The following is a 13,936-nucleotide window of genomic DNA, read 5'->3' on the forward strand; positions in this document are numbered from 1 at the left end:
TGCCCAATATGGACGCCATGCTCTGCCGTATTGACATGCACACCGGCGACCTTGACGCAGCGGACGCATGGTATCGGGAAAAAGCCCCGTGCGAACCCACGCACCTGAACGTCATGCGGCGCTATCAGTATCTCACCCAGGCCATGGTGGAGCTGGAGGACGGCAGACCGGACACGGCGCAGCTGACCCTCTCCCCTCTGGAACCGTACATTCAAAACTGCGCCCGCAACATCGACGGCATTCACCTGAATGTCCTGACTGCCATCGCCCTGCACCGCAAGAAGGACGAGCGGTGGCGCGAGCGATTGACGGCGGCGCTGGACGCGGCGGCGGAGTACCGCTTCATCCGCACCGTCAGCGTATACGGCACGGCGGTGCTGCCGCTGCTGGAAGCGCTGGACTGGGACGGCGACAAAGCATGTCGCAAACGGCTGATGGCGGCGGTGCGGACGCAGGCGGCGTTCTACCCGCATTTCCTCGAACCCCGCCTTGCCCCCGGTGAGGAGTTGACGCCCACGGAGCTGCAAATTCTCCATCTGCTCTGCGCGGACAAGTCTAACACCGAGATCGCGCAGATCATGGACGTGAAGCTGTCCACAGTGAAGACCCACGTCAGCCACATCCTCGACAAGCTGGACGTGAAGCGCCGGGCGGAGGCCAAGACCGCCGCGAAGAAGCTGCATTTAGTGCCGGACAACCTGTAAAAACATCATCCGACAGATGTCGGATTTCCACATAAAAGCAAGACGATTTTTCAAGGAGGAAAGACATGAAAAAACGAATATTGAGTGTGCTCATGGCGCTGGCGCTGTGTCTAACGCTCCTGCCCGCGCCCGCGTGGGCGGCGGAGGACACACTGGAGGGCGGCACCATCGTGCAGGAGGAGCAGGAAGAAACTACGCCCGCCACATCGGAACAGGCGGTGGAGGACGCGTCGGAGGGCGGCACCATCGTGCAGGAGGAGCAGGAAGAAGCCACGACCGAAGGCAACGGGCAGTCGACCAACACGGGCGAAGGCGAACAGTCCAATTCCGAAACGAACACGCTTACGGAGATCTGGTTCGTAAGAAAGCCCGATTCCATTGGCCGCAGCTATGACGGTACGACGGACGGCAGCATGGTTTCGTTCGGCACACCGCAATTCACGGACGGCACAAATACGTTTGAACTCACGGAAGGAACGGACTTTACCGCCAAGAAGGCCTTCGATTCTGCGGACGCGGGTAATCATACCGTCACTGTAGAGGTCACGCTGATCGGCGAGGCCGCAGCGAAGTACAAGCTCAAGGCGGGCGAGGAAACGTTTACGATCAGCGGCACCATCAACAAGGCCTATCCAAATCTGACCGTATCTCTTTCCGAGACGACTTGCACGGTGGGCGAAAAGCTTCTTCCGCTGCTGTCTGTCAGCAGTGCTCCGGAAGACGCCGCGGTGACATATACTATACGCAGTACCAAACATTCGCTGGGAATTCGGAGTATGAGGGCAGTGATGTCATTCCTGCAATCGACGAAAACACTGCAATCAGCGAGCCCGGCACATATTACGTTTATGCCAAGTCCAGCGAGACTAAGAACTACGATGAGGAACGGTCGGGTACCGTGGAACTCACGGTCAACAAGGCGGTCGTTAAGGCGGCTTCCGTGACAAAAGCGGACGGCACGGATGGCGGTACATACGAATCCCTCCCGGCGGCGCTGAACGCGGCGCAGGACGGCGACACCGTCAAGCTGCTGTCGAACCATACGACAAATTGGAGCGACGTCGAAGCCAGCGATCTTTCCACACTGGCTGTCGTCACCAAACGGCTGACGCTGGAATTGAACGGCTGGACGGTGGATTATCTCGAAGTGGGCGAGGTGGTTCCTGACGAGGAAGGCGGAATCTTGGAATCCACCGATGGCAACCTGACCATCGTAGATAACATTCAAGATGTCTCCCACGGTAAAATCAAAGACCTCCAATTTGTAAATGGTTCACTGGAGATTCAGAGCGGTCAGATTGGAGATTCTGGCGAAGGCAAGCTTACCTGTAACGGGAACAGCGGCAGCGTGACTGTCTGCGGCGGCACGGTGCTTGGTCTCACGGTGGGCGAGGGCGCTTCCGTCACCGTCTCCGGCGGCTCAACGCACGCGGGTTTCTGGTTCAACGACGGTACGCTGACAATCACAGGCGGCACGTTCGGCAATGTAAACTTCCGTAATAACGGTGGGACCATCGCCATCAGCGGCGGCACCTTCTCTACGATTCGAAATACGGGTGTAAGCAGCAACATTCCGCCCATGTCCCTGCTGGCGCCGGGCTATGCCTTCTATAAGGACAACGCCGTGCAGGACGGCAGCAAGATCGATTCTCTGCAAGATGTGACGGTCAAAGAACACACTCACACCATGGTGAACAACAAGTGCGCCTGCGGCTTTTCCTGCACCCACACGAACACCAAGGGCGTGAGCACCATCGGTGAAGATGGCAAGTGCACGGTCTGCGGGACGCAGCTTGCGGCTGGCATCGGTGAAACCTATTATACCGATGTGAAGTCCGCCCTGGATGCGGCAGCTGACGGTCAGACCGTACGGCTGCTGGCAAACGGGATGCTTCCTAGCGGCATATATGCCAGCAAGACCCTCACGCTGGATCTGAACGGACATAGCCTGAGTGGGTACAGTTTGAATGTCGGCGGCCTTACGGCCACGAGCCAGATTCGCACCGGCAATCTGACGGTCATTGACAGCAGCGGCGGCAACGGCGCAGTGGGCGTGACCGTGCGGGACGGCGGTACGCTGGTATTTGATCCGGAGAATGACAGCACCACCCTGCTCCAGCTGGAGGTTTGGGGCGGCACAGTCGAGCTGTACGGCGGAAGGATTTTGAGAAAAGGTCTGCAGCTGAATAACAGCATCGTATTGGGCGATCTGCTTCCCCGGAAAGCGGGGCTTGCTTACTACCGTGAGGGCAGCGACACGCAGCTCACGCTGAAGGAAGCCGCTTCCAAGACCTGCGACCTAGTGGTAAAGTCTTGCGCCCACGGCGGCAAGAACGGCTTTGACGAAAACGCCACTGCCTGCCCCTACTGCAACGCGCCCGCGGTGGCGGAAGTAGCCTTGAACGATGGTGAGGGCGGTCGCCTGCGGCGGAGATTTACCAACCTACAAACAGCCATTGATGCAGATAGAGACGGTGGCGCGACTCTTCAGCTGCTGGCCGATGTGACCGGCGATTATACCATCGACGGTACGCAGGACACGGGACTTAACCTGAACGGACACTGCATCAAGGGTACGGTGACGGTCAAGGCGGCTACAGGCAACAATACCACCACTTTCAGCAACACACAAAACAACACCACAGCCAGCATTGATGCGGTCGTTGCCCACAGGGGAGCAAAACTCGCCGGGACGGGGTATCCCGCCGTGATCGGCAAATTGACATTGGCCGATACCACGAAGTGGAAGAATATCCTGCAGCAGCCTACCCGCCTTGGCTTCAGAGTCACGAACGCGGATGGCACCCACAAGTGGTATGCCCCGGATGATGTCAATGGTTCACAGTTGAACAACGTTATCATCAATAGCCTGCCTATCACCACCAAGACCCTGAATCTGAAGGTAGATGGCAAGAACCTGACCGGTAACTCGCCGAAGGTGGAGCGCGGAACGACCGTCCAGCTCTGTGCCGGCTGCAATGGGAAGGGTGCGGATGTATACATCTACATCGGAGAAAACGTTGGAAACAACAATCCCACATACAGCCAGAAGAAAGCGGAATATAAAAAGATCGGCAGCAGCTGGCACTACGTTGTAGACCTTTACGCTAACACAATCGGAACCTACGATATTTATTTCACCGCTTCCAAGGACGGCTATTCGGTGACGAGCAGACACAAAAAGCTGACCGTCATCAAGGCCGCCACCCCGGACAGCGCGATCACCGCGCCCGCGGCAAACGCCCTGACCTACAACGGCAATGAGCAGCTACTCGTCACGGCGGGCAGCGTGGACGCAAAGTACGGCGAGATGCAGTACCGTCTGGGCACGAGCGGCGGCTTCAGTACTGCCATTCCCGCCGCCACCGATGCCGGAACATACACGGTTTATTACAAAGTTGTAGGAGCTGAGGGCTACAATGACACCACTGCTAAGTCCATAAAAGTAACCATCAGCCCGGTGAAGATCAAAGGCATCGGCAACGTCGCTTCCGTCTCCAAGACCTACGACGGCAGCGCAAGCGTTACGCTTCCCAAGACCAATCTGGCGTTCCTGGGCGCTGCGGGCAGCATGATTTCCATCCCCGGGAGCGTTTATAGGATCACGGACGCCCGCTTTACCATGCAGCAGGATGGATTTATTTATGAGGATTCGCCGGACGCCGGTACGAAAGAGGCCATTTCCTTCACCCTGACGCTCACAGATTCCAACTACGCGTTCGAGGGCAAGGCGGCAAACGTCAGATCGGTCAACTTCAATTTCACCTCCAAGGATGACCGCTTTAAGATCAATCAGGCCACTGTGACCCCGGCTGAGATCACGCTGTATGTTTACAACGACGTGGCAAAGACCTACACGCTCAACCTGGCCACGCTCCTGCCGAAGCTGACTCCGGGCTGCGAGTACGGCAAAATCAAGTATCAAAGGTGCGATTACCATTTTACGGATAGCACCTACCTCGACAGTAACAACGGTATGTTCGTGTCAAACGACGGCATTCTCACTCTGCCCATCGTGGCCGCGCACTCCGCAGATGTTAACAAGCAAATCGGCAAGATAACCGCCCCGGTTGTAGCCGCGAACTATCAGCAGTTCGAGCTGACCATCAAGGTCGTTATTGGCGAGAAGATCACGCCCGTAAAGTCAGATGACTTCAAAATCAGCGCGACGGGCATCATCTACCGCCAGACATTGGAAAACAGCAGGCTCACGGTCGAGGGCACGATGAAAGACCCCACCACAGGAGAAGAAGTCAAGGGCACCTTTGCGTGGCCGGATAAATACGATATACCCAGCCGAACCGGCGATTGCTACGTCGATTGGATATTCACCCCGGCGGAAGGCTACGAGAAATACGCAGCCGTAACCGACATAGTGAAAGTCCACGTCGCCCCCAAGTCCATCGAGGGCGCAACCATCACGCTGGAAAAATACGAATTCGCGTACAATGCAGCGGAGCAATCGCCGAAGATTACCGGCGTGACGCTGGAGAACTGGTATGAAACAAGAATCACCTATGTTATCAAAAGCGGCGACAAGGCCACCGATGCCAATGACAGCATTCCCCTGACCATCGAAGGTACCGGCAACTATACCGGTAAGGCCACGGTCAAGTGGAAGATCACGCCAAAAGAAGTGACGCCCACGATTGAAGTTGCATCCTGCACCTACACCGGCGATGCGCTGGAACCGACCGTCACCGTCAAGGACGACACCGGCAACATCATCGACCCGAAGGAGTACGAGATTTTCTACAGCAACAATACCAATGTCGGTACTGCGACTGTGACCGTCAAGGACGTTGAAGGCGGCAACTATGTTCTCAGAGAGGCCGGCAAGACCTTCGAGATCACCAAGGCTGCTGTACCCGCAGCAGAGGCTGGCTCGCTGACCATCACCAACGATCTGCACAAGACTTATTCCCTTGACCTCTCGACGCTGCTGCCGAAGCTGACTGCTCCCTGCGACTACGGCGAGATCATCTATGACAAGAAGGTTGATACCGCTCTGGGCAAGGGTACCTATGTTACCCTTGTAAACGGCAAGACCGGTGAGCTGACGCTGGAAGCAAACAGAAGAGGCACGGACGAAGGACAATTCGGCACGATTACTGTTACAATCTCCACGAGCAACTATCAGGATATCACCCTGACCATCAACGTCAGCGCGAAGAACAGGCTCACCCCGGTTCTGACCGGTACACCGACGCTCACGCCTACCGAACTCACCTACGGTGAGTCGCTGAGCAAGATCAAGATCACCGGTACGATGAAGGTCGGCGATACGGTCGTTAAGGGCACCTTCTCGTGGCAGCAACCGGGCGATACGATTCTGGATGCGAGTACGTTGGGCCATGATGTCGGATGGAAGTTCACGCCGGAGGATGGGAATACCTATACGGAAGCAACCGGCACCGCAACGGTCAGGGTCAACAAGGCTCAACAGTATGGCAAGGTCAGCATGGCGGGCTATACTTACGGTCAAACGCCAGGCACACCGACCCTGACAGACCGGACGGGTGATTTGAATGCTCAAGTGACCTACGGTTATGCCGTTGTTGACAGCGGCTCCGTTCAGACGTGGGATATCAGTAATCCGCCCGCGCTGAACGCCGGTACTTACCGTATGTTTGCACGGATCGGCGAGACGGGCAACTACTATGAGCATAATACCAGGTATTGTGAATTTGTGGTAGAAAAGGCAACGCCGGACTACACCGTTCCCACCGGCCTGACGGCAAAATCCGGTCAGAGACTTGCGGATATAAAGCTGCCGGACGGTTGGAGCTGGATGGACAGCAGCAAATCTGTGGGTGACGCTTCAACCGTAACCAAGACCTTCCAGGCGAAGTTTACCCCGACAGACACCGACAACTACAACATGGTGGAGAACATTGAACTTGAAGTCATGGTGAACAAGGCGGATAGCAGTAGCCTCAAAACGGAGTCCACCCGGACAGACACCGACAACCACAACACGGTGGAGAACATGGAACTGAAAGGCATGGTGAAGAAGGCGGATGGAGGCAGCCTCAAAACGGTCGAGCTGACGCAGAAGTACACGGACGCTTCCGTGCATACCTACACGCCAGACTGGTCGGGGCTTCCCGGCGGACAAGTGTGGAGCTATAATAGCGAATACAGCGTCAGCAACGGCTCGAATATCACACTTACCAAGCATGATTTTGCAGCGGACGGCAGTTTGCTGACCTACGCGATTTCCGGCGGCAAGGCCGGTGACACCGTCACCATTACCCTGAAAGCTTCCTGCAACAACTACAAGGACTTCACCATCATCCTGAACATCATCCTGACAGAAAAGGATAGTCAGGAGGCACTTGTCATTATCGGTGCGGACAGTGTGTTCTATGATCAGACGTTGACATTGACCACCAGAGGCGGCTCCGGCACAGGCGCTGTGACCTACCGCATTGACACTGCTCACAGCACCGGCGAAGCGACCATTGATCCCAATACTGGCGTTCTGACTCCGGCCAAGGTCGGCTCCGTGAGCGTCATTGCAACCAAGGCGGGGGACAAGGACTACAACGACGTTACCAGCGCCCCCTTCGTGCTCATGATTAAACCGGCCACTCCCGCCGGTGAGCCCAAGGACACCAAGATCACCGCTGATAGCGTTGGGGACGATCGGGACTACAGCAACTACACTATCAAGGCAACTGCCGGGGCTGGCGGCTCCATTTCTCCCTCCGGCGATGTCAGCGTCCGCGAGGGCGAAGATCAGACCTTTACCATCACCCCGGATGAGAGCTATGCTGTCGCCGACGTCAAGATTGATGGCAAGAGCATCGGCGCGGTGAATTCCTACGCCTTTGAGAATGTCGGAAGAACCCATACCATCGAGGTCATCTTCGTCGAGGGCACTGCCAGCGCCAGCACCGGAGACAGCGGCAATCTTCCATTGTGGAGCGCCCTCCTGCTGGCAAGTACCCTTACTCTGGCCGGCGCCGTCCACTATAAGAGAAAACGCGCACGGTAATTGTCTTTATCATGCCTTAAAGGCCAACAAACAGCGCAGCTTCCGGGAAAATATCCGAAAGCTGCGCTGTTCTCTTTGTGCGCCTGGCGGCGCATGTTTCTAAAAGGTTAAAGTCCCGAATCCACCCGGTAGTGGGAAGGATATAGCCGTAAGCAGGGTGGTGTTCGTCCTGTTGTGGTATGTGAATCCCTACGCCGCAGTGAAACGCCATTGCAGAGGCCCCCTATTCGCAGATGGCAACGTAGAATTTATAGAAATAAAAAATATGGGACATGCCAGTATAAGTATCAAAGTTTACGATGAAACGACAGATCGTTACAAAGAAGATGAGACAGTGTGGAAATCAACAGGAATTGCGGTTTATAATCGCAAAATCCATTGACTTTTTATGCGCTTGCGGTATTATGGAACCATGGAGGTGGTTCCTATGATAAACAGACCGCTCTACGTCGATAAGATTATGGCCTACACCGACACACCTTTTGTAAAAGTGTTGACGGGTGTTCGCCGCTGCGGAAAATCCACAGTCCTTAAAATGATCATGGAGAAGCTGCAACAGGAGCATGGCATTCCGTCTGAGCGGATTGTCAGTATGCGTTTCGATTCCATGGATTATGAGGATATGACAGCGAAGGATATGTTCAAGGCTGTCAAAGAAAAGCTTGATCCAACTGGGAGAACGTATCTCTTTCTGGATGAGGTTCAGGAAATTGAAGGCTGGGAGAAAGTAGTAAACTCCCTGGCAACGGATTACGATGTTGACCTTTATGTGACAGGCTCCAATTCCAGAATGATGTCTTCGGAAATAGCGACTTACCTGACCGGACGATATGTTTCCTTCCGTATCTATACGCTTTCGTTTCAGGAATATCTGGAATTTAAAAAGCAGTATACACAGGTAAAGGATATCCATGCTGAACTGGCAGACTATATCCGCTTGGGCGGCTTCCCTGCAACGCACCTGCGAGAGTATTCACAGGATGAGGTTTATACGATTGTCCGGGATATCTATAATTCCACGATTTTCTCGGATATCGTAAAGAGAAACCAGATTCGCAAGATCGACCAGCTGGAACGGGTGGTTCGGTACACATTTGCGAATGTGGGAAATTCATTCTCAGCAAAATCAATTTCTGATTATCTGAAATCAGAGCATCGTTCTATCGACAATGAAACGGTGTACAGCTATCTGGAAAAGTTGGAGAAAGCATATCTCCTTCATCGCTGTTCTCGATACGACCTGCGCGGAAAGGAGGTTCTGAAAACGCAGGAGAAGTTTTATCTTGCCGATACCGCTTTGCGTTACAGCGTGCTGGGCTACACACCGGACAGCGTCGCTTCCAGTCTGGAAAATGTGGTGTATCTGGAACTTTGCAGACGAGGATATACCGTGACGATTGGGAAAACGCCGGATGGTGAGGTCGATTTCGTGGCGCAGAAGCAGAATGACCGGTTGTATGTGCAGGTCACGCAGGAGATTAAATCCGAAAAAACAGAAAAGCGTGAATATGAACGACTGCTGGAAATCCGGGATAACTATCCAAAGTATGTTTTAAGAACCGATGAATTTGCCGGAGGAAATTACCAAGGCATTAAGAGTATGCACATTGCAGATTTTCTATTGAGTGCAGAATATTAACGATGAGGGCGGCGGTGAGCCGCCCTTTTACATAGCTAGGTTTCTGATTGAAATTGGAGACCTGGATATTTTTTTGCCGATAACTTGAAATTTTAAATTCCAGTGAAATGGTAAATTCCATCTGACATTAGGGCATGCGGCCGGTGGAATTTACTTTTGAAAGTTTCAAATGACAAAATAGAGATACTATACCATTGCAAAAAAGAAGCGAGCACGATATAATATGGATAAGAAGGCAAAAGTCACCGCAATGGTGTGAAAATAGATTTTGGCTGTTTCCATAAGGAATAGATCGAGAGGCGTTATCTTCAGTGGCTGAAAATACAGATGTGTGATGCTTGCAGCAAGCTATTTGTATAAGCCGAAAGGCCGCAGAAATGCGGCTTTTCCTAAATACATGAGTTAGCCGAACCTAACTTGTCAATGTGCACGTGCCGGTTAGATAAATCTAACTATAAAAGGAGAGACAGCAATGCGAGAACACAAGAATTTCTGGGACAGAAATGCAGGTCTGTATGACTGCTTTATGCGAAAAGACAGGGCAGTATACGAGAAAATGTATGAGCTGATCCGTCCGGTCGTGAAAGACAAAACAGTGCTGGAGGTGGCTACCGGAACGGGGCTGATCGCCAAGCACATCGTAAAATCAGCGGCACACATCGAGGCGACGGATGCCTCTCCGGAAATGATTACAGAGGCCAAACGGGGGAATTACTCTGCGAAGCTGCGTTTTTCCGTGCAGGATATGTTTTCTCTGCCATACGCGAGCAAATCATTCGATGTGGTAATCGTATCAAACGCACTGCACATTGTGCCTCAGCCAGAAAAATCATTGCGAGAGATCAAACGGGTGCTGAAGGATGACGGTGTGCTGATCGCGCCTACCTTTACGCACGCAGAAAACTCATTTCCCGGCAAGGTCAAAGCCTTTTTCATGAATCTGGCAGGCTTTCCTCTCCACAGCAAGTGGACGAGTGAAGAATACCTGAAATTTCTGCAACAGAATGATTGGACAGTGCGAAAAAGTGTTGTTCTAAAGGCCACTTTTCCGCTGACCTATACGGAATGTGTGAAATCGGAGGTGTGATAAGATGTCATTTTTTGAGAACACCAGAAAGCCTGTGGGGCTTGGCGGGAAAATCATGGTCGCCATGATGAACCTGGGGCACAGTCCTGTGGCACGGTGGGGACTTCGCTTTTTGGAGCTTACTCTGGACGCCAAGGTGCTGGACTGCGGCTGTGGCGGAGGGGCGAACATCAAGAGACTTCTGAAAAAATGCCCGGAGGGTATTGTCAAGGGCATTGACTATTCCCCCGTCAGTGTGGAGAAATCCAAAAAGGTCAACGAGGTCGCCATAGCGGAGGGCCGCTGTACCGTTCTGCAAGGCAGCGTGGCGAATATGATCTTTGCAGGCGACTGGTTCGATGCGGTAACGGCCTTTGAAACCGTCTATTTCTGGCCCGATCTGCCGCAGTGCTTCCGGGAGGTTTACCGGGTGCTGAAGCCTGGCGGGACATTACTCATCTGCAACGAAAGCAACGGCGATACGGACAAGGACAAGAAGTGGACGGAGATCATCGGCGGCATGACCATCTACAAGGACGCCGAGCTGAAGACGTATCTGGAGCAGGCGGGCTTTCACGATGTGCAGATACACAAAAAGAAAAGCTGGCTCTGCATTACGGCGTGGAAATGAGGGGGCTAAATCATGAGTATCTTTGCATCTATCTTACGCAGCGTATACAAGCTCTCCGGCGCGAAAAAGGCGTTCGCCTTGCCGGAGGATGCACTGCGAAAGGAAATTGAAAAGCAGAACCGGCATCGTGGCGTTTTTACGCCCACCGACCGCAAGGCATATTATGAAACGATCGCGGTAAACGGCTTTCCCTGCCTGATCGTGCGAGAGCATCCGAAGCCGTCCGAGCGCGCGATCCTCTACTTCTTCGGCGGCGGTATGGTGATCGGCCCCGATAAGGGCGACCTGCCTGTGATGCGCAAGCTCTGCCGCGAGACCGGCTGTGATGTGTGGTTTCCGTTTTACCCGCTCTGCATGGAGCACTGCATTACTGAAACATACGCAATGGTGTACGAATGTTATCGAAAAATGATTGCACTGTATGGCGGCGGAAATGTCAGTACCTGCGGCTTTTCCTCCGGCGGCGCGTTGGCGCTTGGCATTGCGGCACATAATAACGCGCAGCCTGAACCGCTGTCGCAGCCAAGGCACATTGTTGCCGTATCCCCCGGCGAGGTGCCGTGGAACGATGCGGAAATGGCGCGGATGCAGGCACTCAATGAAAGGGATGTCGCCATCGACTATGCTTTCATGGTGACGGTGGAGAAGCTCATGCGGCATGGCTGCGAGAATGTACCGGACTATATGCTCTCCGGCTCACGGGGAGATTTTACCGGCGTAGGCGATATTCACTTCTTCTATTCTGCTGACGAGGTGCTCTACGGCGCATTGCCGGACTTTGAGGAAGCCTGCAAACGCGCAAATGTCCCCTATACGGTGTCTGCTCGCCCGAAGATGGTGCATTGCTACTGTATGCTGCCGATCTTCAAGGAGGCAAAGGAGGACTTTGCAAAAATCGTGGACATTTTGAAGAAATGAGGCCGGAAACGGTCGTGTGATGATTGAAACATGGAGGAAAACCCATGGAACGCAAAGAGACCATTCGCGGTGCGTACCGAATGACCGGCGAGAATAATTTTTATGACGGCATGATCACCTGCTCTACTCTGAGTGGGAAAGCGGTGTGCCGCTTGGTGTGGGCAATGAACAAGGCGGAAAACGACGCCTATCTGGAAAAGGCACTGTCCGGGATTCCGGAGCATTTCTCCGGTAAGCTGCTTGAGGTGCCTGTCGGAACCGGTATTTTGACCATGCCGGTTTATCAGACTATGCCGGAGGCAGACATCACTTGCCTCGATTATTCGCCCGATATGATGAGGCAGGCACGGGAAAAGGCTGACCGCCTGCACCTGAAAAATGTAACCTTCCGGCAGGGCGATGTGGGGGCGCTTCCCTATGAAGACGATACTTTCGACATCGTTTTGTCGCTGAACGGCTTTCATGCTTTTCCGGACAAGGAAGCCGCTTATCGGGAGGTTTTCCGGGTCTTGAGACCCGGCGGGACATTCTGCGGCTGCTTTTATGTGATGGGCGAGCACAAGCGGACGGATTGGTTTGTCCGGCATGTTTATGAAAAGGCAGGTTTTTTCACACCGCCCTATGAGACGGTTTCCAGTCTGAAAGCACGGCTGGATGGAATGTATACGGATGTGGACATGGGAAACCTGAAAAGCATGGCATGGTTTGCCTGCCGAAAAGCGGGTTAAATCTGAGATGGTCTCATGCACGCAAGAAAGAACAAGGAGGGAGGCAATCAGATGAAGGACAACGAGCTTCTATTCGACCTCAAAAGCCATGTGCTGTATTCAAAGCCTTGCAAGAAAGAAATCCTGGCGAAAATCGCCCTGCACTATCCGGAAGCAGAGCGGGAGACAGTATGGGAAAAGGTGCAGCGGCAGTACGCGGTCTTTCTCTCCGACTGGCGCACCGACTTGGGCGGCAAAAAGAACTTCCACAACAGCGTAGGCGGCACCTACGACTGCATCGCCATCATGAGCTATTATGTGGTCTGCAAAGCAATTACTTCGTTCCGTGAAATTGAAGAGATGGAGGAAAATCTGATCCTGCCGACCTTCCGCAAGCTGAAATTCGTGGACTGCAACAAGCCGTTCTGGAGGAAGCTGATGTACAGGGCGTTTGTTCGTGCGAAAAGCGGCTGCGACAAATGGCACGATTACGAGATGTCGGTTGCGCCTTACGAAAACGGCAAGCCTATTTATTATGAGTTTACGTCGTGTCCGGCGGCGGAGTTCGCCATCCGGCACGGTCTTACGGACATCATGCCCGCCCTGTGCAATGTGGACTATGCGTCCATGGAACTGCTCCATGCCAAGCTCGTGCGGACGACCACCTGCGTGGACGGCTGCCGATGCGACTATACCATCTGCGGCGATAAAGACCCGTACTTGAAGGGACATCCCGAATACCGGGATGAGGCGGGCTTCAGGAGGAATCGGTAATGCTTTTACAGGTGATTTTGGAAGGCATCGGGCTGGGCGTTCTGCTCATTTTGGTTTGCGCCATCGGTATCCGCAAGGGCGCGGTGGGCATGGTGCATCTTTACAGCCAGGAGGTGCAGGAGCGGTGCGTAACGCTGGGACTTACAACACACGCGAAAATCAAGCGAAATGCTTTGATTTTCAAAGCTGTCTGCGTCCCCGGATACATCGCCTATGTGCTGGTCTGCGTCTATGCGCTCAACGGCGCAAAGGGCTTCGTTCAGGGCTTCTGGCAGCTGCTGGCCATACTGTCCGTTATGAATCTCATAGACCGATTTTGGGTTGACGGCTATTGGGTAGGACATACGAACGCATGGGAAATTCCGGGAACGGAAGACCTGAAACCCTACATTACAGCCAAGGATAAGGGCAAAAAGTGGCTGTTCGGCACAATTGGTATGGCGGTCATTTCGGCAGCACTGGCGGCGATTATGATGCTTTTTATGAAAATATGAGGT

Annotated in this window: 10 protein-coding genes; all 10 read left to right on the forward strand. The window is 53.7% G+C overall.

Features of this window, described 5'->3' with window-relative positions; translation table 11 throughout:
- Positions 1–704 (forward strand): LuxR C-terminal-related transcriptional regulator (locus tag ACLTOQ_RS14745; RefSeq protein ID WP_412319763.1); only part of this gene is annotated, 704 nt, incomplete at its 5' end.
- 65 nt (positions 705–769) lie between these two features.
- Positions 770–1,648, forward strand: coding sequence for a hypothetical protein (locus ACLTOQ_RS14750; protein WP_412319764.1), 879 nt, complete (start codon positions 770–772; stop codon positions 1,646–1,648).
- Positions 1,603–7,704: a hypothetical protein gene (locus tag ACLTOQ_RS14755; protein ID WP_412319765.1), complete on the forward strand. Its 6,102-nt coding sequence runs from the start codon at positions 1,603–1,605 to the stop codon at positions 7,702–7,704. The genes ACLTOQ_RS14750 and ACLTOQ_RS14755 overlap by 46 nt, the downstream gene beginning before the upstream one ends.
- A gap of 427 nt (positions 7,705–8,131) precedes the next feature.
- A complete protein-coding gene (locus ACLTOQ_RS14760) occupies positions 8,132–9,343 on the forward strand; it encodes an ATP-binding protein (protein ID WP_349174581.1) in 1,212 nt (403 codons plus the stop codon).
- A 472-nt stretch (positions 9,344–9,815) separates the two neighbouring features.
- Positions 9,816–10,430, forward strand: coding sequence for a class I SAM-dependent methyltransferase (locus ACLTOQ_RS14765; protein ID WP_412319766.1), 615 nt, complete (start codon positions 9,816–9,818; stop codon positions 10,428–10,430).
- A gap of 4 nt (positions 10,431–10,434) precedes the next feature.
- Entirely contained in the window at positions 10,435–11,040 is a 606-nt protein-coding gene (locus ACLTOQ_RS14770) for a class I SAM-dependent methyltransferase (RefSeq protein ID WP_262587061.1), read from the forward strand.
- A 12-nt stretch (positions 11,041–11,052) separates the two neighbouring features.
- Positions 11,053–11,958 (forward strand): alpha/beta hydrolase, encoded by a 906-nt coding sequence (locus ACLTOQ_RS14775; protein ID WP_262587063.1) that lies wholly within the window; start codon positions 11,053–11,055, stop codon positions 11,956–11,958.
- 44 nt (positions 11,959–12,002) lie between these two features.
- A complete protein-coding gene (locus ACLTOQ_RS14780) occupies positions 12,003–12,686 on the forward strand; it encodes a class I SAM-dependent methyltransferase (RefSeq protein WP_412319767.1) in 684 nt (227 codons plus the stop codon).
- 51 nt (positions 12,687–12,737) lie between these two features.
- The gene (locus tag ACLTOQ_RS14785) at positions 12,738–13,439 is read left to right on the forward strand and encodes an L-2-amino-thiazoline-4-carboxylic acid hydrolase (protein ID WP_412319768.1); all 702 of its coding nucleotides are present in this window, start codon (positions 12,738–12,740) and stop codon (positions 13,437–13,439) included.
- Positions 13,439–13,933: a hypothetical protein gene (locus ACLTOQ_RS14790; protein WP_055267102.1), complete on the forward strand. Its 495-nt coding sequence runs from the start codon at positions 13,439–13,441 to the stop codon at positions 13,931–13,933. Before ACLTOQ_RS14785 ends, ACLTOQ_RS14790 begins: the two co-directional genes overlap by 1 nt.
- Positions 13,934–13,936 lie beyond the last annotated feature (3 nt).

Origin of the sequence: Gallintestinimicrobium sp. (genome assembly GCF_046968865.1) — a bacterium.
Lineage (GTDB): Bacteria > Bacillota > Clostridia > Lachnospirales > Lachnospiraceae > Gallintestinimicrobium > Gallintestinimicrobium propionicum.

Coding starts and splice junctions, on each gene's coding strand:
- ACLTOQ_RS14750 (WP_412319764.1), top strand. CDS start 770: ATGAAAAAACGAATATTGAGTGTGCTCATGGCGCTGGCGCTGTGTCTA.
- ACLTOQ_RS14765 (WP_412319766.1), top strand. CDS start 9,816: ATGCGAGAACACAAGAATTTCTGGGACAGAAATGCAGGTCTGTATGAC.
- ACLTOQ_RS14780 (WP_412319767.1), top strand. CDS start 12,003: ATGGAACGCAAAGAGACCATTCGCGGTGCGTACCGAATGACCGGCGAG.
- ACLTOQ_RS14790 (WP_055267102.1), top strand. CDS start 13,439: ATGCTTTTACAGGTGATTTTGGAAGGCATCGGGCTGGGCGTTCTGCTC.
- ACLTOQ_RS14760 (WP_349174581.1), top strand. CDS start 8,132: ATGATAAACAGACCGCTCTACGTCGATAAGATTATGGCCTACACCGAC.
- ACLTOQ_RS14770 (WP_262587061.1), top strand. CDS start 10,435: ATGTCATTTTTTGAGAACACCAGAAAGCCTGTGGGGCTTGGCGGGAAA.
- ACLTOQ_RS14785 (WP_412319768.1), top strand. CDS start 12,738: ATGAAGGACAACGAGCTTCTATTCGACCTCAAAAGCCATGTGCTGTAT.
- ACLTOQ_RS14775 (WP_262587063.1), top strand. CDS start 11,053: ATGAGTATCTTTGCATCTATCTTACGCAGCGTATACAAGCTCTCCGGC.